This window comes from Bradyrhizobium tropiciagri (genome assembly GCF_001189845.1).
Classification (GTDB): Bacteria; Pseudomonadota; Alphaproteobacteria; order Rhizobiales; family Xanthobacteraceae; genus Bradyrhizobium; species Bradyrhizobium tropiciagri.
Map to the genome: position 1 here is coordinate 86,246 of NZ_LFLZ01000021.1, position 26,992 is coordinate 113,237.

Annotated in this window: 28 protein-coding genes and 1 pseudogene; 28 read left to right on the forward strand and 1 reads right to left on the reverse strand. The window is 60.3% G+C overall.

What is annotated here, in order from left to right; genetic code table 11:
* The first annotated feature begins 316 nt into the window (after positions 1-316).
* From AKN84_RS18555 to AKN84_RS18605, 11 genes are all read left to right on the forward strand, one after another.
* A complete protein-coding gene (locus AKN84_RS18555) occupies positions 317-457 on the forward strand; it encodes a hypothetical protein (RefSeq protein ID WP_244485258.1) in 141 nt (46 codons plus the stop codon).
* A 227-nt stretch (positions 458-684) separates the two neighbouring features.
* Positions 685-1,320: a response regulator transcription factor gene (locus AKN84_RS18560; RefSeq protein WP_050422106.1), complete on the forward strand. Its 636-nt coding sequence runs from the start codon at positions 685-687 to the stop codon at positions 1,318-1,320.
* A gap of 216 nt (positions 1,321-1,536) precedes the next feature.
* Positions 1,537-2,007: a winged helix-turn-helix domain-containing protein gene (locus tag AKN84_RS45700; protein ID WP_128970969.1), complete on the forward strand. Its 471-nt coding sequence runs from the start codon at positions 1,537-1,539 to the stop codon at positions 2,005-2,007.
* A 34-nt stretch (positions 2,008-2,041) separates the two neighbouring features.
* Positions 2,042-3,973, forward strand: coding sequence for an FUSC family protein (locus tag AKN84_RS18570; protein WP_050422108.1), 1,932 nt, complete (start codon positions 2,042-2,044; stop codon positions 3,971-3,973).
* Complete coding sequence (locus AKN84_RS18575; protein WP_050422109.1) at positions 3,973-4,176, forward strand: DUF1656 domain-containing protein; 204 nt, start codon at positions 3,973-3,975, stop codon at positions 4,174-4,176. Before AKN84_RS18570 ends, AKN84_RS18575 begins: the two co-directional genes overlap by 1 nt.
* A gap of 11 nt (positions 4,177-4,187) precedes the next feature.
* A complete protein-coding gene (locus AKN84_RS18580) occupies positions 4,188-5,363 on the forward strand; it encodes an HlyD family secretion protein (RefSeq protein WP_050422110.1) in 1,176 nt (391 codons plus the stop codon).
* A gap of 220 nt (positions 5,364-5,583) precedes the next feature.
* Positions 5,584-5,892: a hypothetical protein gene (locus AKN84_RS18585; protein WP_050422111.1), complete on the forward strand. Its 309-nt coding sequence runs from the start codon at positions 5,584-5,586 to the stop codon at positions 5,890-5,892.
* 33 nt (positions 5,893-5,925) lie between these two features.
* Positions 5,926-6,159, forward strand: a complete 234-nt coding sequence (locus AKN84_RS18590; protein WP_050422112.1) for a DUF6894 family protein — start codon at positions 5,926-5,928, stop codon at positions 6,157-6,159.
* A gap of 199 nt (positions 6,160-6,358) precedes the next feature.
* Entirely contained in the window at positions 6,359-6,547 is a 189-nt protein-coding gene (locus AKN84_RS45705; protein WP_128970970.1) for a hypothetical protein, read from the forward strand.
* Positions 6,544-6,753: a hypothetical protein gene (locus AKN84_RS18600; protein WP_050422114.1), complete on the forward strand. Its 210-nt coding sequence runs from the start codon at positions 6,544-6,546 to the stop codon at positions 6,751-6,753. The genes AKN84_RS45705 and AKN84_RS18600 overlap by 4 nt, the downstream gene beginning before the upstream one ends.
* A 19-nt stretch (positions 6,754-6,772) precedes the next feature.
* Positions 6,773-7,216 carry a hypothetical protein gene (locus AKN84_RS18605; protein WP_128970971.1) on the forward strand — a complete coding sequence of 148 codons (444 nt, stop codon included), beginning with the start codon at positions 6,773-6,775 and terminating at the stop codon, positions 7,214-7,216.
* Between the two features lie 21 nt (positions 7,217-7,237).
* Here AKN84_RS18605 and AKN84_RS18610 read toward each other — a convergent pair whose 3' ends face one another.
* Complete coding sequence (locus AKN84_RS18610) at positions 7,238-8,152, reverse strand: LysR family transcriptional regulator (protein WP_050422152.1); 915 nt, start codon at positions 8,150-8,152, stop codon at positions 7,238-7,240.
* Between the two features lie 100 nt (positions 8,153-8,252).
* On the opposite strand from AKN84_RS18610, the gene AKN84_RS18615 reads away from it, so the two are divergent.
* The 17 genes and pseudogenes from AKN84_RS18615 (at position 8,253) to hemA (ending at position 26,837) form a co-directional block, all read left to right on the forward strand.
* On the forward strand, positions 8,253-9,092 hold the full coding sequence (locus AKN84_RS18615) for an SDR family NAD(P)-dependent oxidoreductase (protein ID WP_050422116.1): 840 nt from the start codon (positions 8,253-8,255) through the stop codon (positions 9,090-9,092).
* 114 nt (positions 9,093-9,206) lie between these two features.
* A complete protein-coding gene (locus AKN84_RS18620) occupies positions 9,207-9,812 on the forward strand; it encodes a flavin reductase family protein (protein WP_244485259.1) in 606 nt (201 codons plus the stop codon).
* A complete protein-coding gene (locus AKN84_RS18625) occupies positions 9,809-10,528 on the forward strand; it encodes a hypothetical protein (RefSeq protein WP_050422118.1) in 720 nt (239 codons plus the stop codon). The genes AKN84_RS18620 and AKN84_RS18625 overlap by 4 nt, the downstream gene beginning before the upstream one ends.
* 102 nt (positions 10,529-10,630) lie before the next feature.
* Positions 10,631-11,941, forward strand: a complete 1,311-nt coding sequence (locus AKN84_RS18630; RefSeq protein WP_050422119.1) for a sensor histidine kinase — start codon at positions 10,631-10,633, stop codon at positions 11,939-11,941.
* Between the two features lie 660 nt (positions 11,942-12,601).
* Positions 12,602-13,618 (forward strand): alcohol dehydrogenase, encoded by a 1,017-nt coding sequence (locus tag AKN84_RS18635; protein ID WP_050422120.1) that lies wholly within the window; start codon positions 12,602-12,604, stop codon positions 13,616-13,618.
* Positions 13,619-13,758: 140 nt separating this feature from the next.
* Positions 13,759-15,138, forward strand: coding sequence for an aldehyde dehydrogenase family protein (locus tag AKN84_RS18640; protein ID WP_050422121.1), 1,380 nt, complete (start codon positions 13,759-13,761; stop codon positions 15,136-15,138).
* A 101-nt stretch (positions 15,139-15,239) separates the two neighbouring features.
* Complete coding sequence (locus AKN84_RS18645; protein WP_050422122.1) at positions 15,240-15,959, forward strand: hypothetical protein; 720 nt, start codon at positions 15,240-15,242, stop codon at positions 15,957-15,959.
* A 47-nt stretch (positions 15,960-16,006) separates the two neighbouring features.
* Entirely contained in the window at positions 16,007-16,471 is a 465-nt protein-coding gene (locus AKN84_RS18650) for a (2Fe-2S)-binding protein (protein WP_050422153.1), read from the forward strand.
* Positions 16,472-16,480: 9 nt separating this feature from the next.
* The gene (locus AKN84_RS18655) at positions 16,481-18,655 is read left to right on the forward strand and encodes a xanthine dehydrogenase family protein molybdopterin-binding subunit (protein ID WP_050422123.1); all 2,175 of its coding nucleotides are present in this window, start codon (positions 16,481-16,483) and stop codon (positions 18,653-18,655) included.
* Between the two features lie 11 nt (positions 18,656-18,666).
* Complete coding sequence (locus AKN84_RS18660) at positions 18,667-19,995, forward strand: c-type cytochrome (RefSeq protein WP_128970972.1); 1,329 nt, start codon at positions 18,667-18,669, stop codon at positions 19,993-19,995.
* 87 nt (positions 19,996-20,082) lie between these two features.
* Positions 20,083-21,444: a Dyp-type peroxidase gene (locus AKN84_RS18665; protein WP_050422125.1), complete on the forward strand. Its 1,362-nt coding sequence runs from the start codon at positions 20,083-20,085 to the stop codon at positions 21,442-21,444.
* A 110-nt stretch (positions 21,445-21,554) separates the two neighbouring features.
* Positions 21,555-21,878, forward strand: a complete 324-nt coding sequence (locus tag AKN84_RS18670; RefSeq protein ID WP_050422126.1) for an NIPSNAP family protein — start codon at positions 21,555-21,557, stop codon at positions 21,876-21,878.
* 32 nt (positions 21,879-21,910) lie between these two features.
* On the forward strand, positions 21,911-23,035 hold the full coding sequence (locus AKN84_RS18675) for a DUF4331 family protein (RefSeq protein WP_050422154.1): 1,125 nt from the start codon (positions 21,911-21,913) through the stop codon (positions 23,033-23,035).
* Positions 23,032-24,114, forward strand: coding sequence for a tetratricopeptide repeat protein (locus AKN84_RS18680; protein WP_050422127.1), 1,083 nt, complete (start codon positions 23,032-23,034; stop codon positions 24,112-24,114). The genes AKN84_RS18675 and AKN84_RS18680 overlap by 4 nt, the downstream gene beginning before the upstream one ends.
* A gap of 27 nt (positions 24,115-24,141) precedes the next feature.
* Positions 24,142-24,657 carry a hypothetical protein gene (locus tag AKN84_RS18685; protein ID WP_050422128.1) on the forward strand — a complete coding sequence of 172 codons (516 nt, stop codon included), beginning with the start codon at positions 24,142-24,144 and terminating at the stop codon, positions 24,655-24,657.
* Positions 24,658-24,932: 275 nt separating this feature from the next.
* Positions 24,933-25,274 carry a carboxymuconolactone decarboxylase family protein gene (locus tag AKN84_RS18690; protein WP_202814699.1) on the forward strand — a complete coding sequence of 114 codons (342 nt, stop codon included), beginning with the start codon at positions 24,933-24,935 and terminating at the stop codon, positions 25,272-25,274.
* 334 nt (positions 25,275-25,608) lie between these two features.
* Positions 25,609-26,837 (forward strand): annotated as a pseudogene (gene hemA / locus AKN84_RS18695) (5-aminolevulinate synthase).
* The last annotated feature ends 155 nt before the right edge of the window (positions 26,838-26,992 follow it).

Below are 26,992 nucleotides of genomic sequence, written 5' to 3' on the forward strand. Positions count from 1 at the left end.
CCAAAGGCCAAGAGGAGAGAGCAATGTCTTACCGCCTGGAAAATCGAGGACCTCACACGGCAAAGCGATGTGCACTCTGTGATGGCAAGTTTGGGCTCGTCCGGCATTATTCGTGGCGAACTCAGCTTTGCTCCAGGACGTGCGTCGATCGCTTCAAAGCGCGCCGCCAAAGTGACCGCAATTGGGTGGGCTGGCTCCAACTCGCCTTCGACCATTCCTCCGAAAACCGCACGAGGGCGTCATGACCCTTCAAATCTCACAACGAGGCAAAGAATATTTGAAGACAGCGCAGACGTTGCTTCGCACCGCCAGGAGCATGACTGACCTGACGATCGCGGGCCAGCTCAAGAAGCTGGCCGACGACTATGAGCGGCGAGCCGAGAAGGCCTCGCGCGATGATGCAGCGAAGGCGCTGGCTCGATCAGCCGCCAGCCCGGAGCCGGAGTGGGGCGTCTGAGCTGTGGGTCGGCTCGCTCAGTGGCCACCGACTGTAGATCGTCATAAGTCGACCGGCGCGTCGCACGAGGTCGAGCCGTGCCAGTATTGGGTAAACTTTGGTGTACCCCCGCGCGCATTCTCCGCGAAAAATGGGACTGTTCAGGTTCAAGGATTAGGACTAGATATGCGGAACTGGCCGTGAACTAGGCAAAGGTTGATTTTCGCGATCTCTTCCGAGCAGCAGCGATGTCTGACCCAGACTCCACCGTGTTGGTCATCGACGACGACCCGGATCTCCGCGCGTCGATCGGGCGGCTGTTGCGTTCGCTCGGTATCGATGTTCAGCTGTTTGCCTCTATCTCCGACTTCCTCAAGTCCGATCCTCCGGCCTGTCCAACTTGCCTGGTGCTCGATATCAGACTACCCGGCCAAAGCGGCCTCGACCTCCAGTGCGAGCTCACCGCAGCGAACAGGGAGATCCCGATCATCTTCATCACCGGACATGGCGACATCCCAATGTCTGTGCAGGCGATGAAGAGAGGTGCCATCGAGTTCCTGACCAAGCCGTTTCGCGATCAGGATCTGCTCGACGCCATTCAGCTCGGTCTCTCTCGCGACCGTGCACGGCGGGAAAGTGACAAGGACTTGGCCGTTCTCAGGGAGCGTTTCGGGTCACTAAGTCCCAGGGAACGCGAAATCGTGATCCAGGTTGCTCGCGGCCGCTTGAGCAAACAGATTGCCCATGAGATCGGCATCGCTGAGGCCACCGTGAAAGTGCATCGCAGCAGGGCAATGCAGAAGATGCAGGCCGGCTCGCTTCCCGAACTCGGGCGGATGGCTGACAAGCTCAAGCTCGTGCCTGGCACACCACAACGTTCTTAGCCCTGTCAACCTGGTGCAACCCGTCACCTGCACGGCAGGCGCGCCCCTTTCTCGCGCCAATCCGCGAGGTGCAGTGTAAATTTTGGTTCAACTAACACAGCCAAATCCGTCGTTACGCGCCACCCGCGTGCAATAGCCTACCGCATTCCAACTCACCAAATTCGCCTCACGAGCATCGTTGCGGGGATTCGCCCCGCGAAAGCACGCGAGGTCATAATGCGCGCATCTGGTTCGGCTGCGAATTTCGAAGGCTCGACGCGATTTGATCCCGAATCGCGACCTGACGTGAGACGTGCCGTTCATACTCCTGATGCGGTCGAGCCATTCCCCGGGAAACGAGCCGGATCAGCCGGCACCACTGCGGCCAAAGTCTCGTTCGGACCGTTCCACCTGCTTCCAACGCAGTTTCTTCTTCTGGAAGGCGACAGGCCCGTACCGCTCGGGAGTCGTGCTCTGGAGATCCTGATTGCTTTGCTTGAACGTCGCGGCTTGCTGGTCAGCAAGCAGGACTTGATGGCTCGGGTTTGGCCCAATGTCTTTGTCGAGCCTGCCAACCTCACGGTCCACATGTCTGCGCTGCGTCGCGCGCTGCGCGACGGCAGGGACGGGCATCGGTTCATCGTCAACATCCCCGGACGTGGCTACTGCTTCGTCGCCTCAGTCGATGTGACGGGACACGAGAACTGAGCGGGAGTGGCGAAGCATCTGCCGAGGTATCACCGTGGTCGCGACAACATCAGAGCAGCCGCTCACTTTGGCGAATATCCCCCTCAGCTCCTGGAGCTTCGCCATCCGCGTTTGGCTGGCCATGATCTTGGCCCTGTTCGTGAGCTTTTGGCTGCAGCTTGAAGCCCCGGCCTCGGCGGCGGTCACTGTTGGAATTCTCGCCGAACCGACCCGCGGTCAGGCGCTGGACAAGGCCGGTTTTCGATTGCTCGGCACGATTGTGGGTGTCGCAGCATCAATCGCAATCACCGGGATATTCGCCCAGGAGAGGGATCTAATCCTCGTTGCATTCGCGGTGTGGATTGGCATTTGCGTCTTTGCGGCGAACCTTTTGGACGGCTATCGAGCCTATGCCGCAGTACTGTCCGGTTACACCGTTGCACTCATTGCGACACAACAGATCGACAACCCACAGCACGTGTTTGAATCAGGCGTAGCGCGCGGCGCCGCGATCGCGGTCGGCGTTCTGTCGATGGCGGTCATAAACACGCTGGTGTACACCCCCGACCGTCATCCACGGCTCATGGTGCAACTCGCGACGATTCGCCGCCGCATTCGCGCATATGCGGGCGCAGCCTATGGCGCCGAACCAGGCAACTCGGCTACATTCCTGACGCTGCTTCGGGAAATCGTGGCGCTCCGACCTGAGATCGCCAGCATAGCCCTGGAGACGAGCAGTGGATTGGTAAGGAGCGTCGCCGCCCGTAGCGTCGCGGTCGGATTGGTTGCTGAATTGCAGGCAGCCAGGATCTTGAACAGCAGTCCTGTTGATGTCGATGACACGGATCAGGCAAGAGCTGCGCACCAACGCGCGGTCGATTCTGCGCTGCCTGCGCCGCAGCCGGTACTTGTAGCAGGACAAGAGCATGTACGTAACGCCGGGACCGAAGCTTCGGCATGGACAGCCAGAGAATGGCGACGTCGGGATGACGAGGTTTACCAGGATCTGTTAGCCCTGAGGTCGGCGCGATGGCCACTGCGGGTTTGGCGTGCGCCCTTGTATCGATCCTACAGAACTGCAGCTGCAAGTGGTGTCCGCGCCGCCCTGTGGCTTGCAATTGCCTCAATATTCTACGTTTGGGCTGGATGGCCCGCGGCGAGCGCCTCGCTGTCGTTTGTCGCGCTGATCACCGGGTTAGGAGCCACAACACCGAGCGCCCGCGGCTTCACCGCCATCACGGTTGTTGGTTCACCGATCGCAGTTGCCCTGACCGGCATACTCGAATTCATGATCCTCAACGGCGCCGACGCCTTTCCCGTGTTGGCGATCGCCATGGCTCCCTTCACGATCGGTGCAGCCATTCTCATGAAGTCACAAAACCCTCTGTGGTCATCGCTCGGCCGGGTGAATCTGCTTTTCATACCGGTTATCCTGGCACCGAGTAATCCGCAGACTTACAATCCGCAGAGCTTCCTCTTCACCTCTCTGTTTCTTGTCGCGGCAGCGGCGCTGCTACTGGCGGCACAGACGTTGATTCCTCCCGTCTCCGATGACGAGCGAAGGACGTGGCTGCTCGCGGAGGCTCGCCGCGAGCTGCGGAAACCGGCGCAGCAGATCGGAGAGCCTTCAGAAGAAGCAACGTTCCGGGATGCCGCGCGAATTGGACAGTTTCTCGCGGTCGGAGGAGCGCAGGATAGTCGCGCCCTCGCAGAAATGCTCTCTTGCTTCGACCAATCGACGATTGTCCGGCTTTGCGAGGCGAAGCTGATGTCGCTTGCCGATGGGCCACTTGCATCACTGGCAGACGAAGCGCGCGCGGCGATTGCCAAGCGGGACACGGCATCCCTGCGCACCATTGCTCGCCGGCTACATGAAACGGCCGCACACAGAAATTCGAGAGAGGTGGATATTGCTGCGTGCCTAATACTGACGGGCAGCATCGTTGACCGGGGCAGGGGCGTCGATTCCGCTCGAAAGGCAACCTGATGGCACACACCTTTTCAGAGCTGATCATCGGAGGCGTTCTCGTGGCGCCATTTGTCACCTACCTAATGACGGCTGTCGTCGTCATCATCGTCCTGCGACCGCTTCTGCATGTCGTCGGATTCGCGAGGATGTTTAGTCACGCCTCGATTGCTGAGCTCAGTCTGTATGTGACTATCCTGAGCTTATCGATGTTGTTGTTCTAGAGGAGGGCGCCATGGACGCGACGGTTCGTGATGATGCGGTTCAGCAGGAAGAGGTGGGGGCAACCGTCACTCGCTCTTCGCCGAACTTAGCTCGCCAAGCCGGCGAGTTGGAAGAAATTGCGCGACGGGTGCCGGAAGGTCGTCGAAACGATAAACCGAGTGTCTCGTCTTACGGGAAATCCGCCGCGCGGCGACGTGACGCCTTGCGGACCGCGCGGCTTCTGCTGAGCAAAATGGCTACAGCCGCGATCGCGGTCGTTGCGGTGCTAATCGCTCTCGTGACCTGGGACCAGTACAACGCCGGGCCATGGACACGCGACGGACGAGTGCGGGTGCAAGTGGCAAATGTCGCGCCGGAAATTTCCGGCAATATCACCGAGTTGCGGATCGTCGATAATCAATTCGTTCACAAGGGCGACGTACTGTACGTCATCGATCCTGTCGATTTCGACGTCGCGCTGCGCACAAACAAGGCGGTCTTGCAGCAGAGGATCGCGGACCTCAACGTGAAGGATTTGCAGTCTGAACGTCGGCGACGCTTGTCGGATCTGGCGAGCAGCACCGAAGAGAAGCAGATCTACGAGGGAAATGCACTTCAGGCAAAAGCTGCCGTCGAGTCGGCCCAGCAGCAGGTGCGGCAGGCGGAGATCAACCTGCGGCGCACCGAAGTACGCAGTCCGGTGAATGGAATTGTCACAAACCTCCTGCTCAGAGAAGGAGACTACGCGCATCAAGGCGGCACTAACGTCTCGATCATCGACACGGACAGTTACTGGGTTGACGGCTATTTCGAGGAAACTAAGCTGGCCCGCCTGTGTGTGGGTGACCGCGTCGAGGCAAAACTGATGGGCTACCCGGCGCCGATCACAGGTCACATCGCAACAGTGACTCGTGGCGTCAGCGTATCCAACGCAGCCGCTTCGACGCAGGGGTTACCAAACGTCGATCCCGTTTACACCTGGGTGCGCTTGGCGCAGAGAGTGCCGGTCCGAATCGCGATAGACAACGTGCCGCCCGGCGTGCCACTGGTGTCAGGCTTGACCGCAACGGTCACGATCAGGGACGGCGAGAGCGGAGCGCTCCTTCAAAGAGTGCGATCTGAGCTCAAGACGAGCTTCCTCGGACTGATCGGCGAAACTCCGGCGCGGCCCGACTGCATTCCTGGCCCTTCATCTCCGGCGCCGTAGGAAGCGTGCGGGTACCGCGTCCGTCGTCGACCGGTGGTGCCTTCACTCCGCTTGGAGGTGGTGGTCCCGGTGGGGCGTCCGAAAACTGTCGCTCGTCTCTTCTGAGCCAAGGTTTATGCGGCGCAACCAAAGCGGCGCTTGGAACGACCCGCGTGCAATAGAAGATAGAACCGCAGGGCGTTAATTCTCCTCACAACAGCTCGTTTTGCGGAGTTTGCTCATGAGGAGAATCGTTGTTCTCGTCGCTTCTGCCGTCATTAACGCATCCACGGTCCCCTCGCTTGCGGCCGAGTGCGCCTCAAACAAGGACATCAACGCCTCTCGCGCACGCTGGGAGCTGTTGCGCAGCCAACCAGCCAAAGCTACCGACCAGGAGACGGCCTGCCGTGCCTACGCCGCCTCGTTCTACGAATCGGTGACGCTTCGGCAGACAGCGACGAGGTGCGCCAACGGCGAGCGAAACCTCGCTGTGCTGGACTCCGAAATCAACGCTTTCAATGATCTGTTGGCGACGAAGTGCGGCGGTTGAGCGGCTATCCGCTCTATTTTATGGAGGTTGAATATGACCCAGGTGTATTTTCACTGCTCCAACGCGAACAAGGTTTTCGTCGATCACCGTGGCGCCGTGGTGGACGACCTCGCTGAGGCGCGCGATCATGCGACTCGCGTGGTGCAGTCCTTCACCAACGAGCGCAGCCTCGAGGATTGGCGTGACTGGATCCTGCATGTCAACGACGATCAGGGCGACGAGCTCTTCGTTGTGCCCTTCGCATTTGTCCTAGGCAAGCCGAATTGAAGTCATTGTTCGTGAGACTGCCTTTTGCCGAAGGCGGCTCTCAGGCGATCCCGACCGATGCATGCCAACGGTTGGCGTTCCAAATTCGGCTTCCGTCACGAGTATTTTATACCCACGTTACCGCCTGCGAGGTTTCAGCGCCGGCGTCAAGGGCCCATCTAGGGTGTGAAATGACGATAATAATATAATAGGAGCGAACATGGGTGAGGTTGTTCAATTGGTTCCGAGGTCTGAGCGCGAGCGGCTCCGCCTCATTCGAGAAGCCCGCGCGATATACGACAGCGTGTTCCCACCGGTTGCTCCTGCTAACGAACAGAGCGACAAAGCCCTCGTCCGTCATGCGATCGCCAGCGCCAATGCCGATGGCAGGGATGGGCTTTTGCCATGATTGCGATCGTCGCCGTGCTCTGCAGTCTGTCCGCCCCGGCAAATTGCCACGAGCAGACCGTCACCACCTCCGACTTCGCCGACGTCTCGATGCAGTCCTGCATGATGGGAGCACCGCAGCTTGCCGACTGGATGAAAGAGCATCCAGCCGAACGCCTTGCGGGATGGCGCTGCGAATTCGGAAAGCGGCCGAGCAAGGGAGCCTAAGGTAGCGATGAGGTAAGGAGTGCTTGAACATATTCTCAGATTTATGACGCTTGGTACCGTCATCGTTGGCAGTATCGCCATCTACGCTGCCGTGCACACCAACAATCGGCGTTTGGGAGCCGACATCTTCCTCAGATATTCCGACCGAATCTCCGATCTACGGCGGAGCCTCCCGATCGGCGCGCTCGTCGAACAAGAGGTTTCCAGCAACGTTGAAAAGACACCTGAAGAACGCCGGGCCGCGCACGAGATCATCTATTCAATCTTCGAACTTTATGAGCTCAAAGTGTATGGCTTCTTTCCTCACGCGATCTGGAAGACCAGGGAGCCAGACATTGAGGCACTTCTTTCACTCCCATACTTCCAGCAGGAGCTGGCGGCATTTGAAAGCAGGTTTGCAAGGCACCCGCGCTTTGCGCGGTGGCTCGACCAAGTCAGGCGAAGCAAGGCTTACTCGCGCTGACGAGGTGAGATTCGATCTCACCTAGAAGGCAGGCGGTTGGCCCTCCGCGAAGAATCGCTTCAGCCTGGGCGCTGCAAAATCCAGGAAAGCGCGCACCTTGATCGGCAGAAACCGGTTGGCGGCGTAAACGAGATTGACCGGCAGTGGTTCCGGCTGGAATTCATCGAGCAGGGTCGTGAGGGTCCCGCGCTCGAGCGCCGTCTTGAAATGATAGGCGAAGGCGGAGGCAATTCCGATGCCGGCGCACGCAGCGTCGCAGGCGGCCTCGGCGCTCCCGACCACAAGCCGCGCACGCACGGGCACCGCGACGGCCGTCTTGTCTTTGAAGAATGTCCAGACATCAGGGGACATGAAACCGGCATAGGTGATGCAGTCATGCCCGGCGAGATCGTCCGGAGTGCGCGGCGTTCCCTGGGCTGCGAGGTAGGCGGGGCTGGCGCAAACTATGCGACGCGTCGTACCGAGGCGTACTGCAATCAGGCTGCTGTCGGGCAGCGCGCCGATGCGTAGCCCAACGTCGATCTGTTCCTGAAACAGACTCTGCACGCGATCGGCGAGGAGCAGACTGGCCTTGATGTCCGGGTAGGCCTTGAGGAAATCCGCCAGGATCGGGATGAGGTAAGCGCGGCCAAGCCCAACCGGAGCGGTCACGATCAATTCTCCGGTCGGAGCGGAGTATTCGCCGGAGGCGGCGCGCTCGGCCTCGGTCACATCAGCCAAAATCCGCTTGCACGCTGCCAAATAGGAACTGCCAGCCTCGGTGAGGACCAGCTTGCGGCTCGACCGGTTGAACAGCTTCGCCCGCAAGTGGGACTCGAGCTCGGAGACCTTGCGGCTGACTGTCGCCAAAGGCGTTTTCAATTGCCGCGCCGCAGCTGACAGGCTGCCGCTCTCGACCACGGCCAGAAAGGTCGACATCGCTTCCAGGCGATCCATCGGCTCCTCTTCCATATATTGGAAGGATAGCTCTCGACTTTGCCATATAGCGCCAGATTTCGGAAGGCCTTAGCTCTGGACGCAACAGAGGAGAACGTCCATGACCACCACAACCAAAGGCACCGCCCTGATCACCGGCGCATCCGCCGGCATCGGCGCCGTCTATGCCGACCGTCTGGCCTATCGGGGTTATGACCTGATCCTCGTCGCCCGCAACAAGACCCGTCTCGCCGGCCTTGCGCAGCGCTTGAGAAGCTCAACTGGCCGCTCCGTCGACACGGTCGCAGCCGACCTCAACGACAGGACGGATCTGGCCAAGGTCGAGGCAATCCTGCGCGCGAACGCGGACATCACGCTCCTGGTCAACAATGCCGGCGTTGGGGCCACGGCGCCACTGCTTAATGCCGACGTCGAGAAGATGGACGAGATGATCCGCCTCAATGTCGGCGCGCCGGCCCGACTGACCCATGCCGCGGTCCCGGGCTTCGTCGCCCGCGGCAGCGGCACCATTATCAATATCTCGTCGATCGTGGCGATCTCTCCCGAAACGCTCAACGGCGTTTATGGCGGAAGCAAAGCCTTCGTGCTGGCCTTCTCCCTTTCGCTGCACCACGAGCTTGCCGGCAAGGGTGTGCGCGTCCAGGCCGTCCTGCCCGGCGCGACGGCGACCGACTTCTGGGACATAGCCGGTGTGCCGGTCCACCAGCTACCTGCCGCGATCGTGATGACGGCCGACGACATGGTCGATGCCGCACTAGCCGGTCTCGACCAGGGTGAGGTTGTTACCATTCCCTCCCTCGCCGACAAGGCCGATTGGGACCGATATGAGACCGCGCGCCGCGCCATGTTCGGCAAGCTCTCAAGCGCAGTCCCGGCTCCTCGATACAACGCCAAGGAAAACGTCTCGAAGTCGAGAGCTACCGCAACGTCGATGCGGTGACTCGCCGGCAAGGATTAAAAGTCGACAACAAAGGGGTGAAGCGAGGCGCTAGAGCCGACCAGATCAACCGGGCAACCAAGGATCGGAAAAGCCATGCAGTTTGATTTCGAAAGAATGCCAGCACTCGAACGCTACAGACTGCTGCTGGCGACCGTTTTGCCGCGGCCGATCGCGTGGGTGACGACCCGTGATGCTGCCGGCGCAACCAACGCAGCGCCGTTCTCGTTCTTCAACGTGTTCGGCAGCGATCCAGCGACAGTGGGTATTGGCATCGGCAGCAGAGGACCGGCTGAACCAAAGGACACCCGCGTCAACATCCGCACCAACGAGCAATTCGTCGTCAATCTGGTGCCGTTCGCACTGGCCGAGCAAATGCGCGTCACGTCGATTGCGTTTCCCAGAGGCGTCGAGGAGCCGAGAAAAGCAGGCCTCTCGCTGGCGCCCTCGATGCGGGTCGGCGTCCCCCGTATCGCGGAGGCGCCGGTCTCGATGGAGTGTACCTTCATGCAGGAAATCGCGCTCGGCAGCTTCGGTCTGGTGCTCGGTAAGATCCTGATGGTGCATGTCCGGGATGAGGCCGTGACCAATGCTGCCCGCCAGCACATCGATGCCGAAAAGCTTGACCTGATCGGTCGTATGGAAGGTGGCTGGTACACGCGCACCCGCGAGCGCTTCGAAATGCCGACGATTGCACTTGAGGATTGGAGACAAAAGCTATGAATGAGCTGCTGACGAAGGTTCTCGACGCACACGGCGGTCTGGAGCGCTGGCGTAGCTACAACAAGGTTGAGGCCACTATCGTCAGTGGCGGCGGCTTCTTTGCCCTGAAGGGCGTTTTGCAGGACTCAAATCCGCGCCGCATGGCCGTATGGCTGCACGAGGAGCGATCGTCCGTGACTCCTTATGGCGCCGCAGATCAACGCACCATGTTCACGCCCGACCGGATCGCGATCGAGAAGCTCGACGGAGCCCTGGTCGCGGAACGTATTGCGCCCAGGGATTCGTTTGCTGGACACCAGATGCACACACCCTGGGACCCTCTGCATCGCGCCTACTTCAACGGCGAAGCGTTGTGGACCTACCTCACGACGCCCTTCGCCTTTGCGATGGATGGCTTCCGCGTCGAGGAGACTGCGCCCTGGCAGGAAGGGAAGGAGACCTGGCGGGTGCTTCGTGTCTATTTTCCCGGCTCGATCGAGACACACTGCCAGGTTCAGGATTTCTTCTTTGACGAGAAATTCGAGCTCCGCCGTCATGACTACAGCGTCAACATCGCCGGCGGCTTCCCCGCCGCGCAACTGATGCTGGAATATACCGAGGCCAATGGCATGCGCTTGCCGAGCAAGCGTCGCGCATACACGCGCGGCCCCGACCGGCGCCCAATATTGGATATGCTGATGGTATCGATCGACATCAGTGACGTTGCCTTCTCTTAGACACCGACGCATTTTTTGGGCTGCGGTTCCCCGCGGGAGCTATCCGAGTAGCGGCTGGAGCGATACCATCTCTCCCGCAACTTAGATCGGGAAGGAGCTGCCATGAACCAGCCCGGAACCGGCGAAGCGCCCGAAGCTGCTCACGCTCGCTCAGATTCGCAAAAGGAGCTGGCCGAGGTCCTTCGGCAACGGGCGGCCATCTCGGCAGTGCTGCGTGCTATTGCCAATTCACCACACGACTTGCAGCCCATATTCGACAGCATCATCGACAACACAATGCATCTCTGCCGAACAGACTGGAGCGCCTTCCGTCTTGTCGAGGAAATAGGCTTTCGTCTCGTTGCCTTTAGAGGAAGCCCCGCGGTGTCAGGGTTGTGGTCACCACCAATGCTTCGGGAATTCAACAGCTTTGTAGGTAGCCTCTTCGGAAGCAAGTCGCCGGTCCACATCCCCGACTTAGCCACACATCTTGAACGCAATTTTCCGGGAGAAGCTGAACGGGAGCCTATATCCAAAGTTGGCATTCGGACAGTCCTCTTCGTGCCGATGCTCAGAAACGACGAGCTAATCGGAACGCTTTCTCTTGGGCGGCACCGCATAGAGCCCTTTACGGAGAAGGAGATCGAAGTGGTCACGGACTTCGCTGCGCAGGCAGCCATTGTCCTGGAGATCACCCGCCGCGAGCGGCAGCTGCGGGAGCAGCAGATGCAGCTGGCGCACGCGAACCGCCTCGTAACGATGGGGGAACTCAGCGCCTCTATTACACATGAGGTCAAGCAGCCGATTGCGGCGGCGCGCAACAACGTCATTGCGGCGCTGAATTTCTTGCGTAGAAACCCTCCGGATTTGCAGGAGGTCTCAGAGGCGCTCGCCGCTGCCGTCAAGGACGCTGATCGAGTCGATGCCATCGTCGGTCGAATGCGTGCGCTCATGCAGAAAGCGTCGCCCCGATTGGATCGGGTCGATATGAACGAGGCTCTGCGGGAAGTGATTGAGCTTACTCAAGGAGAAGCACTGAAGAACGGGATTTCAGTGGTGAGCCAGCTCGCGAACGGCCTGCCTATCATTGCCGGGGATCGGGTCCAACTTCAGCAAGTCGTGCTAAACCTCATTCTCAACGCCGTGCAGGCGATGAGCGCAGTTACTGAGGGCGTGCGACGGTTGCTGGTCACCACCCGTCAGATCGAATTGAACGATCTGTACGTTGGGGTTCAGGATACTGGCCCTGGGGTGAGTCCGGAGACCCTCCCACATCTCTTTGAACCATTCTACACGACAAAGCCAAACGGCATGGGGATGGGACTAACAATCTGCCGTTCAATCATCGAAGCCCATGGCGGACGCCTGTGGGTCAGCGCGTGCGAGCCACGCGGGGCTCTCTTTCAGTTTGCGATTCCTGCCCGGCCGTCATGATCAAACGATTGTTCGTTGATGCCCGTAGCGAAGTTCGCTCACCATCGGCACGTCAGCACTTGAGCGTTCCTCGGATTGACCGCAACGTTATCCGATTCAATCGCTTTCGCCGAAACTGCGCAGATCGCAGAAGTGAGGTCGTCTTTCTCTCGCCGAAGCTGAAGCTAAGCGCTGGGTGATGCCCCCCTTGGTCATGCTGCATCTGCAAATTCACCAGCGGTATGCGCCATCATACACCGAGGCCAACGGCATGCGCTTGTCGAGCAAGCGTCGCGCTTACACGCGCGGCCCCGACCGGCGTCCGATCCTGGATTATGCTGATGGTATCGATCGACATCAGCGACTCTTAGACGGCCGAAGTAGGACTGCTGACAGCTGATGAGCGTCGTGGCCTGCGGACCCATGTGGTCCGTAGGCCCAGAGAAAAAGCTGCATCACGACCGAGCCGAAGAATCGGCTTCCGAGCACGCAACGACTTGCCGAGATTTGCAGCGCTTTATTCGCACAGACGTTCTTCGTCGGATACCAATTTGCCTCGCGGAAACGTGGAGCGGTGGTTACGAACGCATTCAGGCGTACTGCCAACGCATTGAATACGCCGCGGCAGAATTGCCGCCGCTTCCGGTCAGCAAATGACGACAATGAGCGAGAGCCACGACGATGAGCGAGACCTACAAGGCCATTGAGGTACGGAAACCTGGAGAGTTCGCTGAAGTGAGGCGGCCGCTTCGGGATCCCGGCCACGATCAGGTACGCATTCGCGTCGAGGCGTGCGGTGTTTGCCACTCGGACGCGGGAACGGTCGAAGGAAGCTTGCCTGGCGTTACCTATCCGCGTGTACCCGGCCACGAGGTGGTCGGGCGCATTGAGGCGGTGGGATCCGGCGTTCGCGGTTGGCAAGTCGGCCAGAGGGTCGGCGTCGGCTTTCTGGCCGGCTCTTGCGGTTATTGCGAATTTTGCCGTGGCGGCGACCTTGTGAACTGCCGGAACCAGGAGAACACGGGCGTTCATCACGACGGCGGCTATGCCGAAGTCTTGCTCGCCAAGGCGAGCGGTCTCATGTCGATTCCCGACGATTTGTCCTCCATCGACGCGGCGCCGCTGCTTTGCGCCGGACTCACGACATTCGGCGCTCTAAGAAACGCGCCGGCGCGGGCGGGTGACCTCGTCGCGATATTCGGCATCGGCGGGCTCGGTCACCTGGCGGTCCAATATGCGCGTCACATGGGGTTCGAGGTCGCGGCGATTGCGCGCGGCGCCGACAAAGCGGAATTGGCGAAGAATCTCGGCGCCCATCATTTCATCGACAGCGCGGTAACCGACGCCGGCTCGGCTCTGCAAAAACTCGGTGGGGCGAAAGTGATTCTGATCACCGCGTCGGGCGGCAAGACGATCGCCGAAACCTTCAACGGCCTGCGTCCCGAAGGCGTTTCGATCGTCCTGGGCGTTGGACCGGAGCCGATCGAGACGTCGAGCGCGGACCTGATATTCGGAAATCGTAGACTTCAAGGCGCTCTCACGGGCGACCCGGCTACAGGCGACGCAACGCTCCGTTTCAGCGTGCTGAGCGGAGCCTCTGCGATGATCGAAACGGTCCCGCTCGAGCAAGCCGCGGCCGCCTACGCGAAAATGATGTCAGGCAAGGCGCGCTTTCGCATGGTCCTGACCATGACGTGATGAACGACGGAAGGTCGAGCGTGAGCGGCGATCTTTCGGAAGACCAAGCCACCGGACTTGCGGAGCAGTCCGCCGCACCATCTCGGACAAGCGATCGCAACCGGCATTCGAGAGTAATCCACGAGCCCAGGTAGAAGACAATGAACCCGTTCCAGAGTCTATTTGATGCGCAGAAGTCTCATTTTGCCAGCAACATCACCCGCTCGCATGCGTGGCGGGTCGAACAGCTCGATCGTATGGGCAGGATGGTCAAGGAGAATGAAGCTGCGTTGCAGGAGGCCATTGCACGCGACTTCAAAACCGCCAGCCAGGAACATATCTTCGAAACTGCGACTGCGGTAACGGAGACTGAGTTTCAGAAGAGCCAGCTTTCTTCATGGATGGCCCCGACGGAAGCATCCCTTCCCACAGCGCTTGCCAAGACCGGCCACAAGGGAATGATCTATCGCGACCCTTACGGCGCGGTCCTGGTCATCGGGCCGTCCAACGGTCCCCTGACATTGCTGCTTCGGCCCGCTATCGCGGTCCTGGCCGCCGGCAATACTTGCGTCCTCAAGCTCAGTCCGGCCTTGTCGGCTACGTCGGCGGTGCTGCTCGATCTCGTGCCGAAATACTTCGACCCCCGCGCGGTCTGCGCCGTAGCGGGAGGCCGCGAGGAAACAACCGAACTCCTGAAGCTTCCCTTCGACTTCATCTTTTTCACGGGCAGCACCAAGGTGGGAAAGGTGGTTGCGCATGCCGCGGCCGAGAATCTTACGCCGGTTCTGCTCGAACTAGGCGGCCAAAATCCTGCCTTGGTCGACCAGACCGCAAACATCCCCGATGCGGCCAAAAAGATCGCGTGGGGCGCGACTGCGTGGGGCGGACAATGGTGTACGTCGCCAGGCTATGCCTATGTCCACGAGTCGATCGCCGACGCGTTCCTTGCCGAAGCCAAAAAGGCGCTGGTCGAACTCTATGGACGTGATCCCAAGAGCAATCCGGACTACTCGCGCATTATCAGCACCAAGGAAGCTGCAAGGCTCGCAGGGCTGATTGACCCCACGAAGGTCGTGTATGGGGGCAAATCGGATCCCGATGCTCGTTACGTCGATCCGACGATCCTCCATCCCGTCACTTGGGACGACGAAATTATGCGCGACGAAATCTTCGGCCCCATCCTGCCGATCCTGACCTACCGGACTTTGGACGAAGCCTTTGGCCGGATCGCAGCCACCCCACATCCTCTCGCAGCGTACGTCTTCAGTCGTGACAAGGCGGCGATCGACCGCTTCATCGGCGAGCTTTCGTTCGGCGGCGGAGCCGTCAACCAGGTCAACATCCAGCTGTTTATCGAGACGATGCCTTTCGGTGGCGTCGGACCATCAGGTATGGGTCATTACTACGGCAAGTATGGCTTCGACATGCTTACGCATGCCAAATCGATGCTCGTCTCGCCGCCGGATGTAGCGATCAAACATCTATTTCCTCCGTTCTCGCCTGAGAAGAACGCCGATCTCAAGATCTGGAGCGAGTACTGAGCGAGGATCCCGATCGCAACGCCCCTTTTGGTGCCTGACGCGGCTGGTGCACAGGCGCGAGCGAAGATGCCTATCGCGCAGGAGGATTGGAAAGGAAAGCCATGAACGAGTTACTGACGAAAGTTCTCGACGCGCACGGCGGCCTGGAGCGCTGGCGTAGCTACAACAAGGTTGAAGCCACGATTGTCGCCGGCGGCGGCTTCTTTGGCTTGAAAGGCGCTTTGATGGATGCGGACCCGCGCCGCTTGACTGTGTCTCTGCACGAGGAGCGAGCGTCACTCACAAATTTTGGGGCAGCGGATCAGCTCGTCATGTTCACGCCCGAGCGGGTCGCCGTCGAGAAGCTTGACGGAACGGTCGTCGCGGAGCGGTTTGCGCCCAAGGACTCGTTTGCCGGGCACCAGATGCACACGCCGTGGGATCCTCTGCATCTTGCCTACTTTAACAGCGAAGCCCTGTGGACCTACCTGGCGACGCCCTTCGCCTTTGCAATGGACGGTGTCCGGGTCGAGGAGGCGGAGTCCTGGCAAGAGGGCAAGGAGACCTGGCGGGTGCTGCGTGTCTATTTTCCCGGCTCGATCGGGACGCATTGCGAAATGCAGGACTTCTTCTTTGACGAGAAATTCGAACTCCGCCGGCACGATTACAGCGTCAATATCGCCGGCGGCTTCCCCGCCGCGCAACTGATGCTGGAATATACCGAAGCCAACGGCATGCGCTTGCCGAGCAAGCGTCGCGCTTACACGCGCGGCCCCGACCGGCGTCCGATCCTGGATATGCTGATGGTGTCGATGGAGATCAGTGACGTCGCCTTCTCTTAGGCGTGTCAGTCGATCTGAACCAGCTCGAGGAGAGTGCAGGAGTCTATATGGCAACGACGCTAACGATCAATGGTCAGGAAAGATCCTTCGATGCGCCGCCCGAAATGCCTCTGCTGTGGGTCCTGCGCGACATTCTCGGTTTGACCGGCACGAAATTCGGATGCGGCATGGCGCAGTGTGGCGCCTGCACCGTGCATGTCGATGGCAAGCCGGTCCGTTCTTGCGTGCTCCCCGTTGGCAATCTCCAGAGCCGCACGATCACCACCATCGAAGGCATCGGTGCGACGCCGGTAGGGGCGGGGGTGCAGAAGGCCTGGCTTGATCTCGAAGTCGTGCAATGCGGTTATTGCCAGTCCGGCCAGATCATGTCTGCGGCGGCGCTGCTCGCGTCGACGCCGGATCCCGACGACTCCGACATCGACGCAGCCATGGCGGGCAACATCTGCCGCTGCGGCACTTATGTGCGGATTCGAGCTGCCATCAAGCAGGCAGCTGCCACACAGAAATCCTAAGCGGCGCCCATGACCATCACGGCTGAAGTTCCGGAGATCTCGCGTCGTCGCATCCTCGGTGGTGCACTGGCGACTGGTTTGGTACTCGCCTTCCATCTTCCGCTCGGCGCCGCCAGGCCGCCGCAGACAAAGGATCCGGCCGCCGGAAAGTTTGCACCAAACGCGTATATCCGCATCGATGAATCCGACCAAATAACACTCATTATGCCACAGGTCGAAATGGGGCAGGGCATATATACCGGGGTCGCGACGATCCTGGCCGAAGAGCTCGATGCAGACCTAACTCAAGTCGTCCTCCAGCACGCGCCGCCGGAGGAGAAGCTCTATGCAAATCCGTCGTTCGGCATTCAGGCCACCGGTGGATCGACTTCCGTTCGGGCGTTCTGGACCCCATTGCGCAAAGCAGGCGCGGCCGCGCGGGCCATGCTCATCAAGGCCGCTGCGGACCAGTGGCAAGTCGCGCCGGCAAGTTGCAGCGCGGCGCTTGGCACGGTGCTTCACATCGAAAGTGGCCGTAGGCTTCGCTACGGCGAGCTTGTCGACCCCGCCAGCAAGCTGTCTGCGCCGAGCGATATTCCCCTGAAGGACCCGAAGAACTTCGTTCTGATCGGAAAGCCTTTGAAGCGTCTCGACACGCCGGACAAGGTCAACGGCAAGGTGATCTATGGCATCGACGCCATGATGCCCGGCCTGAAGTTTGCGACGTTGGCGCAATGTCCGGTCTTTGGCGGCAAGGTTGCCGATGTCGAAGACCATGCCGCGATGCAGATCCCCGGCGTAAGGCAAATCGTCGTGCTGGACGATTTGGTCGCTGTCATTGCCGATGATACCTGGACCGCCAAGCGCGGTCTCGAGGCCCTGAAGATCACCTGGAATGAAGGCAAGAACGCCAACGTCAGTTCAAAGGACATCTGGGACCATCTTCGCGCCGCCAGCGAGATCGAGGGTGTCGTCGCAAAATCCGTCGGAGATGTCGCCGACGCGCTGCACCTCGGCGAGACGTACGAAGCTTCCTACGAAATGCCGTTCCTTGCGCACGCGACCATGGAGCCTCTGAACTGCACCGTCCATGTCACGCCGAGTTTCTGTAACGTCTGGGTCGGAACGCAGATCATTGCGCGCGCCCAGTCGGTCGCCGCGAGGGCGGCCGGGCTTCCAGAAGACAAGGTGACGATCCATCAGCACCTGCTCGGCGGTGGCTTCGGGCGCAGGCTGGAGGTTGACATGATCGCCACAGCCGTTCGCATCGGCAGCAAGGTCGATGGACCGGTCAAGATCACCTGGATGCGGGAAGAGGACATCCAACACGACATCTACCGACCAGTTTATCGCGACACAATTTCAGCAAGACTGTCGGGCGACAAGGTGATCGCCTTCAAGTACCGCGTCGCCGGGTCTTCGGTGATTGCGCGATGGTTGCCGCCCGCCGTTCAGCAAGGCATCGATAATGACGCCGTCGATAGCGCCGCCGACACGCCGTACGATATTCCAAACTTCCAGGTGGAATATGTCCGCGTCGAGCCGCCCGCGGTGCCGACCGGCTTCTGGCGCGGCGTCGGTCCGAACAACAATGTGTTTGCCATCGAAAGTTTCATGGACGAGCTTGCCCGCAAGGCGAACAAGGACCCGATCGCATTTCGACGTGACATGCTTGGTAAGACGCCGCGTATCCAGCACGTGCTGGACCTCGTGGCGGAAAAGTCGAACTGGGGCCAGCCGTTGCCGCGACGCGTCGGCCGGGGCGTCAGCGTACAGCCGACGTTCAATACGTCGATCGCCACCGTGGTTGAGGCAGAGGTGGACTCCGGGGGCGACGTCTACATTCGCCAGGTGACGCTCGCCGTGGATTGCGGGCTCGCCATCAATCCGGACACCGTCGTGGCGCAGATCGAAGGCGGCATGATCTTCGGTCTGACCGCCGCCTTGTATGGCGAAATCACGCTGGAGAAGGGCCGCGTTCAGCAGTCCAACTTCCATGATTATCGCGTGCTGCGCATCGACCAGATCCCGAAGATCGATATCCATCTCGTCAAGAGCGGCGAGGCGCCTGGCGGGATCGGCGAGGCCAGTGTGATCGGAGGACCTCCGGCCTTGCGCAACGCCATCTACGCGGCGACGGGGGTCGCATTGCGCCGGCTTCCGATCGACCGGGGGCTGATCGCGGAGAAGAAGTCGTGGTTGTGAGAGCCGGGATTGTGAGAGTTTTCATCGGAGCTGTCATTGTCGGTGCCATCGTTGCGCTCGGCGCGGTTTGGTACGTGCGAGGTCCTGATCCGCTGGCCTTCACCGGCGGCAAGAGCGTCGCGCTGGCCGACTACAAGGATGGTGATCCGACCGGTGTGCCTACCTCCATGAGGCAGGCCAGCCTCCTTGAACGCGGCAGGTATCTCACGGAGGCTGCGGACTGTGGGGTTTGCCACACCGCACCCGGCGGCAAGGAATATGCGGGCGGCTTTGCTTTCAAGATGCCTTTCGGAACGATGTACTCGACCAACATCACGCCCGACAAGGAGACGGGTATCGGCAAGTACACCGACCAGGAATTCCTCGACGCGATGCATCGGGGCATCCGCCGCGACGGCGCGCGGCTTTATCCGGCAATGCCCTACACGTCTTACGCTTACATCACGGACGCCGACGCGCTGGCGATCAAGGCCTACCTGTTCAGCCTTGCGTCGGTGCGCGCAGTGCCTCCGGAAAATACCTTGATGTTTCCGTTCAATCAGCGCTGGGCCATGGCATTCTGGTCATTGGTGTTTAATCGCGATACGCGCTTCCGGCCTGATCCTTCGCAGAGCCTCAAATGGAATCGGGGGGCCTACTTGGCTGAAGCGCTGGCGCATTGCGGCGAATGCCACACGCCTCGCAACATCGGCTTTGCACTCAATAACCGAGAAAAGTTTGCCGGAGCTCCGGTGGGAGGCTGGCGCGCGTTCAATATATCGCCCGATAAGGCCACCGGCCTCGGAGGCTGGAGCGACGAAGATATCGCGTCGTATCTTTCGCTCGGACATGCACCGGGTCACGGCACCGCATCAGGAGCGATGGGTGAGGCCGTTGATCACTCCTTCAGCAAGATGACGCAGGCTGATATCGAGGCGATGGTCGCGTTCGTACGGAGCGTTCCACCCAGCACGACACCCGATTTTGCCTTGAGGTCGGCGCCCGCGCCGGCTTCTCACAAGGACGGTGTAGCCGCAAACTTGCTCGGGAAGAAGATATTCGAGGGCGCTTGCGCGAGTTGCCATGGCTGGACCGGCGAGAGTGCGGTTTCACCTTTCGCGACACTGACCGGAAGCGCCGCCATAAACGATCCGAGCGCGACGAACGTGGCACAGATCGTTATCGGCGGTACCAGACGCCTGACACCGGCTCGCGCGTTGTCGATGCCGTCGTTCGGCCATGTGCTCTCCGACGACGAGATCGCCGCGGTCTCCAACTACGTCACCGCCCGTTTTGGAGCCAAGGGCTCATCGCTCACGGCACGGGACGTTGCCAACATGCGAGCACAGGTCTCGGACTAGCGCGTTCACGCTACTCATCGTGTCTCGCCAGAGTGAGATGAGAGTGAATAGACTAATCAGCCACCGTGTAGAACGAGGTCGGTTTTGATGCTCAAGCCTTACACCCCGGCCCTTGATATGAGTGACATCCAGGCCACGGTCCTGCGGCCACGCCCGTCGCCTTACGTGGGAGAATACGTCGTTCTTCGCATCGACGACGCGGCGCAGGGGCGAGAGATGTTGCGCCGAATAATCCCGCATGTCGCGCCCGCGGACGAATGGTGGGTGCCATCGTTACCCGGCTGGCTAGGAATCGCCTTCACCTACCAGGGCCTCAAGGCATTAGGGCTGCCGCAGGCCTCCCTGGACAGCTTTCCCGTCGAGTTTCGACAAGGGATGGCGGCTCGCGCCGCGATACTCCACGATTTCGGCGGCAACGCGCCGAGCAATTGGGAATATCCGTTCGGCAACTCCGACATGCACGTCGCACTAGCGGTCTACTCGGACAATGAGCAGCATCTCGGCGAAATTCTGGCACGGGCGGGCCAGTCCCACCATGATCTCGCGCATGTCTCAGTTGTCTATCGCATGCGTTTCAATGAACTCCCGGGCGGACGCAATCCATTTGGCTTCCGGGATGGATTGCACAATCCGCACGTCGAAGGCAGTGTTGCTGAAGAAGATGGTTTTGTCCCTGCCGCCAGCAACGCGTCGATCAAAGCAGGCGAGTTCGTGATGGGCTATCCGGACGAACTTGGCCAGACGGCGCTGGCTCCGATTCCCGGCGAACTGCGGCACAACGGCACCTTTGTGGCGTTTCGCAAATTTCACATGGATGTCGCGGCGTTTCGCAAATACCTGCGCGCGCACGCATCCTCGCCCGAGGAAGAGGAACTCCTCGCCGCCAAAATGGTGGGACGATGGCGCAGTGGTGCGCCCTTGGTATTGGCGCCCGACCACGACGATCCCGCGCTGGGTGGTGATGCGACGCGCAACAACGATTTCAGCTATGCAGATGATATGAAGGGATTGAAGTGTCCATTCAGCGCGCATACTCGTCGCATCAATCCACGCGATGCCCTGAAGGACGACGTCGTCAACGTCAATCTCCACAAATTCCTGCGGCGCGGCACGAACTACGGATCAGCCTTGCCGGAGGGAGTGCTCGAGGATGACGGCGCCGAGCGCGGCGGCGTCTTCCTCCTGATCGGCGCACACTTGCAGCGGCAGTTCGAGTTCGTGCAGTCGCAATGGGCGACCGACGGCAATTTTATCAGTCACGGAGCCGAGCAGGATCCACTCGTCGGCAATAACGATGGTGAGGGCGTCTTCACCATTCCCAAGATTCCGGTTCGACGTCGTCTGCACGGGCTGCCTTGCTTTGTCTCTGTCCGCGGCGGTGAATATTGCTTCATGCCTGGCCTGCGCGCGCTGCAATGGCTTGCGCGCTTGGGCGATAACGCCGACTAGACGCGCAGCGTTAGCAAGGTTTTGCGTCGCTTTGTCAGCATTCACTCGAAGTTCAGCGCAGGGTCGCTTAATTCAAAGCTCGACGCTGCTGAAGATTTAGGAGAATCACCGTGCTCGTCGACGTCCGCACCTATCAGGTCAAACCGGGAAAACTCACCCAGGAGCTGGATCTTTACGCCAAACACGGCTTGGCGGCGCAAATCCGTCACCTGGGCGCGCCGCTTGCATATTTGCACGCTGAAAGCGGCGATCTGAACACCATGGTTCATCTCTGGACGTTTGAGGATGCCGCCGATCGAGCCTGCCGCCGCGCCGCCATGATGGCGGACCCGGAATGGCTGAATTACCTGAAGCTGGCCGACGAGGCCGCGTACCTGGTGGAGCAGCGCAACAGTCTCATGGTGCCGGCAAGCTTTGCTGCCATCAAACGGTGAGCGCGGTCATCGGTAACAAGGATTGTTCGACCATGTCCGATCACTTCTCCGGGCCTCGGGCCCTCTCCGAACCAGCCGCCGACATTACGGATGTGTATGCGTTTCCGGCGCCCGACAGTCCAGATCACCTTGTCTTGGTGCTGGACGTGTTCGGCAAGGCCGGCCCCTCAGCCGTCTTCTCCGACGCGGTCATCTATCGGTTTCGAATACGGCCGGTTGAGATTGCTGCAATGGGTCCGGAAGCGGCCTTTGCACCAAGTCAAACTGAGTTCACATTTGACTGCACGTTCGACGTCCCGAGTGGTACCGGCAACGCAGTGCGCCTGGCTCAGTACGGCCGCTGTCTCACGCCGGATGGACGTGTCATCTCGTTTCGCGCCGACGACGAGAACGGCGGTGTGGGTGACGGCGTCCAGGTATTCGCGGGCCAGCGTTCTGAACCATTCTTTCTCGACGTGCGAATGATCGAGAAGACGGCAGCCACCGGCAAACTGTCGTTCAAACCGAAAGGGTCCGACACTCTATATGGCACCAACATACTCGCCATCGTGATCAAGTTCGATTGGCGCAAGATGCTCAAAGGCGGACCGCTCTTCGCGGTCGTGTGTGAAACGCTCGTAGCCGGCAAGCAACCAGTTCGAATTGAACGTGTCGGCCGTCCTGAAATCAAGAACGTCACGTTGAGCTGGAAGCAGTTCGATCAGATCAACAGAGACCTTGAAATCCGCGATCTCTACAACAGCGAGGACGCCTTCGACATCAAGCGCGACTATTTCGATGTCTATCGGATGCGGATGAACGCCAATCTGGCATTCCACGATGGACTCGACGGCAAAATCGATTGGCCTTTCGATCAGCACGGCAATCATCCGCTCACCAAGCTGCTGTTGGCGGACTTCCTGGTCGTCGATGCATCGATGGCTTTCGCTGAAACGAGCTACTTCGATATCGAGCGTTCGATGCTCGAGGGCCGACTGCACGCCACGCCTGGCGGCCGGTGGCTCAATCAAGATTTCATGGATTTCGTTTACACGCTCTATGTCAACGGCATAAACGGCCCGCCCATCAACGATGGCGTCGACGCGCCGATCGCCTGGTCGTCTAAGACATTTCCGTATCTTGCGCCGCCCAACCCAACCAAGGCAGCGGTGGCATGATCGACTCGTCCGGAATCTCCGCGCCGGCCATTTGGCCCGCCGCCAGCCCGCTCACGCTGACGGACGGAACGATCGCTCTGCTCAATCTGCAGGCCCAAATCGATGGCCTCGAAGGTCACTGCACCTCAGCGGAAACAGCAACCCTGATCGACCTGCTCATTCTTCGCGGGCTCATCCTCGGGCGCATCAGCGATTATGAGCGAGCCGCGCAGCTGGCCAATCGTCAGGTCGGCGAAGCAACTACGGACGCGGCCGCCTACATGGCGCGCGCACGGACCCGCGCGGTATTCCATCGTTTTGCAGAGGCGCTTGACGATCTTGATAACGTCGATCGGATGTCGCCCCACGATGCTGCTGCAAAGCGGGAGCGTGCAGCAATCCTGCAGGCGCAGGGGCGCTTTGATGAAGCCCTCGCGGCATATTCTGCCGTCATCGACGGCGTGGGACAATTTGAACGAGCTGCCGCATTGACCGGGTTGTGGGCCGAGCGGGGCGAGGCCGACACGGCGCAGCACTTTTATCTCGATAGCCTGCGCAGCTACCGAGGCATCTCTCCGTTTCCGCTGGCGCTACTGGATTTTCAGCAGGGCGTCATGTGGATGAGGCATCAGCGGCTGGAGAAGGCGCGAACGTGCTTCGAAGCCGCGATACGTCGCGTCCCTGCCTTCGCGCCAGCGCAAGGCCATTTGGCGGAGGTCGAGGCAGATCTGGGCAAGCCTGAAGCGGCGCTGGCGCGGCTGTACCCGTTGGCCATTTCTTCCGACGATGCGGACTACGCGGCGCAACTCGCGCGCATCCTCGGCGAAATGGGTCGGAACGAAGAGTCCAGTGTTTGGCGCCACAGGGCTGCCGAGCGCTATGACGAGTTAACCACTGCACACCGCGAGGCGTTCGCCGATCATGCGGCGGAGTTCTGGCTTGGCCCCGGTAACGATCCGGAGGAAGCCCTTCGCCTCGCAATCCTCAATCTAGAAGTGCGGAAGACGCCGCGCGCGCGTGAACTCCTGGTGCAGGCGCTCGACGCGAACACGGCAGGAGCAGCATCTGCTCGGTGCTCCGGCCCCACCTTATCCAATTGAGCAGCAACCAGTCATGAGGAGAATACAATGACCACGAAAGTCATCGAAAACGAACGCACGGCAATGTCGCAGCACATAACGCGTCAGCCTGACGGGCCGGGCAAGCGCATCGGGAAAAAGGGAGAAATCTCCTTTCTCGGTAAACTTGCCCCCGGCGCAGCAAAAGTGTTCCGCGAGCGCTTACCGCAGATTCAAGCCGAGGCGGGATCTTGGGAAGACGGAGTTGGCACTGTGGTCGACTTCCGCGCGACGCTGATCGACAACGATACACGGATGTTGGTAACGATCGTCTACGATGGCGATTTCAAGCCCTATCTCGAGGATGTCCTGAGTAAAGCTGGCCCGTGGCTCGACCAGGTCTTTGGCGGATTTGAGGGCTTCAAAGGGGTGAAAGATCGTAAATCCGTTGAAGAGCTCGTCGCTAACACTCACTTTGAGTGCGACCTTTTCTATATCGCCAATCCGGACGTCACTGCTCGCGACGTCGCTAAAATGCAGCGGCTGAGCAAGGCAGTCGGCGACCTGCTCGATGCTGCGAATTGAGGGGCTGCGTCTCGTGGAGACCTCCCAGTCATGCTTCAACCCGCTGCACTCGTGGACAAGGCCATAATGGTCGTGACCCACGAGGCGGCGCTGGATCGCATGTGGCATGAAGGCTAGTCGGATTCGCAAACCGGCCAGTTGGCTTGTCCTAGAGCCAAATCATGGAGAACATCTGGACCCGCGCGATCGGCGCGATCCAAAAATGCATCTGAAGGTATTCCACCGGCCTCGGCTCCACGAGCTTGATGAAAACAGCCAATACCATGGAGGACACAATGGCTATGCTTGATTGGAACGAATATCGAGGGCAGATACTCGCCCGGCTCGGCGAAATCGGCAAGCTCTCACCGGATACTATCAGGGGCTACACGGCGCTCGGCGGGGCCGGCGCAAAGACCGGACATCTTGATGCCAAGACGCGTGAGCTGATCGCGCTTGCAGTCGCGATTACGCTGCGCTGCGACGGCTGCATCAGCGTGCACACGGCAGCGGCCAAGAAGCTTGGCGCTACCAAGGAAGAGATAGCGGAAGCGCTGGGTGTCGGCATCAGCGTCAATGCCGGTGCGGCCCTCGTTTACTCAACCCGCACGTTCGACGCGTTCGATGCGGCGCCGTAAGCGACGCGGCTCCATGTCGCCGTCGACACCGGCGTGGCCTGTGATCACCAACTTTCGCAAGAATTTGCCGTGATTTGCACTGCTTCACTCGCGTCAACGCTCCTTGTCGCATACCAATCGACTTATCGGAGGCGAACGACTCTCCCAAGTGCTTGGAGCCTGGCCCTTCGCCCCCTTCGCTGTGGCTCCCCGCGGCCGGTCCTTTCCCCCGGAGGACCGGCCGCCCCCTTCCGAACGGCTGAGGGATCGCGGGTGCTGGATGGGATGGGCATGCAGGTTCTTTGGATCGGGGAAGTCCAATCGTTGAGCCGGAAACGGACGGAGATTTCGCTATATGATCTATGATCATTTCTTTTCCGCAGCGCTCGCCCGGCTTCATGAGGAGCGGCGCTACCGCGTGTTTGCCGATCTCGAACGCATCGCCGGGCGCTTTCCGCATGCAATATGGCATTCTCCCGACGGCCCGCGCCCGGTCGTGATCTGGTGCTCGAACGATTATCTTGGCATGGGGCAGCATCCGAAGGTGATCGGCGCAATGGTCGAAACTGCGACCCGGATGGGCGCAGGCGCGGGCGGCACCCGCAACATTTCCGGGACCAATCACCCGCTGGTCGAGTTGGAGCGCGAGCTCGCCGACCTGCACGGCAAGGAGGCTGCCCTGGTCTTCACCTCAGGGTACGTGTCCAACGAGACCGGCATCGCGACTATCGCCAAGCTGCTTCCAAACTGCGTGATCTTCGCGGACGCCTTGAACCACAATTCGATGATCGAGGGCGTACGGCGCGCCGGCGTAGAAAAGAAGATCTGGTGCCACAACGACGTGAATCATCTCGAAGATCTGCTGGCGGGGGCGCCCCCCGATCGCCCGAAGCTGATCGTGTTCGAGGCGCTCTACTCGATGGACGGCGACGTCGCGCCGGTTAACCGCATCTGCGATCTCGCGCAGCGCTACGGCGCGATGACCTATATCGACGAGGTCCATTCGGCCGGCATGTACGGGCCACGCGGGTCCGGGATCGCTGCGCGGGACGGGGCCTTGCACCGTATCGACGTGGTCGAGGGGACGCTGGCAAAGGCATTCGGATGCCTGGGCGGCTACATCGCGGGCAGCGCCGACGTCATCGACGCGGTGCGTTCCTATGCGCCGGGATTCATCTTTACAACCGCGCTTCCGCCGGCGATCTGCGCCGCCGCTACCGCGGCGATCCGGCACCTCAAGACTTCGCAATGGGAGCGCGACCGACACCAGAACCGCGCGGCACGGGTCAAGGCCGTGCTCAATGCTGCCGGCCTGCCAGTGATGCCGAGCGAGACGCATATTGTGCCGGTCATGGTGGGCGATCCGGAGAAGTGTAAGGAAGCGACCGATCTCCTGCTTGCCGAGTACGGCATCTATGTCCAGCCGATCAACTATCCGACCGTCCCGCGCGGACCGAACGGCTGCGCATTACGCCGACGCCTTATCACGATTACGTGCTGATCGACGTGCTCGCAGAAGCGCTGGTCGGTGTCTGGGAACGACTTGGGTTGCCGCGGCGGTACCGGATGCTCGCTGCGGAGTGATCGGTAATGCATGGCGCATCGGCCACGCGCCGCACTGAGAGCGGTAGCGTTGCATTTCATCGAAGGAAATGATCAAGCGCTTTGGAGCACACAATGAAAAGTTGCTCAAGTCTGCGGTTGCCGCGGGTTGCCTGGTGGCCTTCGCGCCAGTCGCG

What these genes read in the sequence shown, in the direction of transcription:
- AKN84_RS18555 (WP_244485258.1), top strand. Translation starts at nt 317, where the DNA reads ATGACTGACCTGACGATCGCGGGCCAGCTCAAGAAGCTGGCCGACGAC.
- AKN84_RS18560 (WP_050422106.1), top strand. Translation starts at nt 685, where the DNA reads ATGTCTGACCCAGACTCCACCGTGTTGGTCATCGACGACGACCCGGAT.
- AKN84_RS45700 (WP_128970969.1), top strand. Translation starts at nt 1,537, where the DNA reads ATGCGCGCATCTGGTTCGGCTGCGAATTTCGAAGGCTCGACGCGATTT.
- AKN84_RS18575 (WP_050422109.1), top strand. Translation starts at nt 3,973, where the DNA reads ATGGCACACACCTTTTCAGAGCTGATCATCGGAGGCGTTCTCGTGGCG.
- AKN84_RS18580 (WP_050422110.1), top strand. Translation starts at nt 4,188, where the DNA reads ATGGACGCGACGGTTCGTGATGATGCGGTTCAGCAGGAAGAGGTGGGG.
- AKN84_RS18585 (WP_050422111.1), top strand. Translation starts at nt 5,584, where the DNA reads ATGAGGAGAATCGTTGTTCTCGTCGCTTCTGCCGTCATTAACGCATCC.
- AKN84_RS18590 (WP_050422112.1), top strand. Translation starts at nt 5,926, where the DNA reads ATGACCCAGGTGTATTTTCACTGCTCCAACGCGAACAAGGTTTTCGTC.
- AKN84_RS45705 (WP_128970970.1), top strand. Translation starts at nt 6,359, where the DNA reads ATGGGTGAGGTTGTTCAATTGGTTCCGAGGTCTGAGCGCGAGCGGCTC.
- AKN84_RS18600 (WP_050422114.1), top strand. Translation starts at nt 6,544, where the DNA reads ATGATTGCGATCGTCGCCGTGCTCTGCAGTCTGTCCGCCCCGGCAAAT.
- AKN84_RS18610 (WP_050422152.1), bottom strand. Translation starts at nt 8,152, where the DNA reads ATGGATCGCCTGGAAGCGATGTCGACCTTTCTGGCCGTGGTCGAGAGC.
- AKN84_RS18615 (WP_050422116.1), top strand. Translation starts at nt 8,253, where the DNA reads ATGACCACCACAACCAAAGGCACCGCCCTGATCACCGGCGCATCCGCC.
- AKN84_RS18620 (WP_244485259.1), top strand. Translation starts at nt 9,207, where the DNA reads ATGCCAGCACTCGAACGCTACAGACTGCTGCTGGCGACCGTTTTGCCG.
- AKN84_RS18625 (WP_050422118.1), top strand. Translation starts at nt 9,809, where the DNA reads ATGAATGAGCTGCTGACGAAGGTTCTCGACGCACACGGCGGTCTGGAG.
- AKN84_RS18630 (WP_050422119.1), top strand. Translation starts at nt 10,631, where the DNA reads ATGAACCAGCCCGGAACCGGCGAAGCGCCCGAAGCTGCTCACGCTCGC.
- AKN84_RS18635 (WP_050422120.1), top strand. Translation starts at nt 12,602, where the DNA reads ATGAGCGAGACCTACAAGGCCATTGAGGTACGGAAACCTGGAGAGTTC.
- AKN84_RS18640 (WP_050422121.1), top strand. Translation starts at nt 13,759, where the DNA reads ATGAACCCGTTCCAGAGTCTATTTGATGCGCAGAAGTCTCATTTTGCC.
- AKN84_RS18645 (WP_050422122.1), top strand. Translation starts at nt 15,240, where the DNA reads ATGAACGAGTTACTGACGAAAGTTCTCGACGCGCACGGCGGCCTGGAG.
- AKN84_RS18650 (WP_050422153.1), top strand. Translation starts at nt 16,007, where the DNA reads ATGGCAACGACGCTAACGATCAATGGTCAGGAAAGATCCTTCGATGCG.
- AKN84_RS18655 (WP_050422123.1), top strand. Translation starts at nt 16,481, where the DNA reads ATGACCATCACGGCTGAAGTTCCGGAGATCTCGCGTCGTCGCATCCTC.
- AKN84_RS18665 (WP_050422125.1), top strand. Translation starts at nt 20,083, where the DNA reads ATGCTCAAGCCTTACACCCCGGCCCTTGATATGAGTGACATCCAGGCC.
- AKN84_RS18675 (WP_050422154.1), top strand. Translation starts at nt 21,911, where the DNA reads ATGTCCGATCACTTCTCCGGGCCTCGGGCCCTCTCCGAACCAGCCGCC.
- AKN84_RS18680 (WP_050422127.1), top strand. Translation starts at nt 23,032, where the DNA reads ATGATCGACTCGTCCGGAATCTCCGCGCCGGCCATTTGGCCCGCCGCC.
- AKN84_RS18685 (WP_050422128.1), top strand. Translation starts at nt 24,142, where the DNA reads ATGACCACGAAAGTCATCGAAAACGAACGCACGGCAATGTCGCAGCAC.
- AKN84_RS18690 (WP_202814699.1), top strand. Translation starts at nt 24,933, where the DNA reads ATGGCTATGCTTGATTGGAACGAATATCGAGGGCAGATACTCGCCCGG.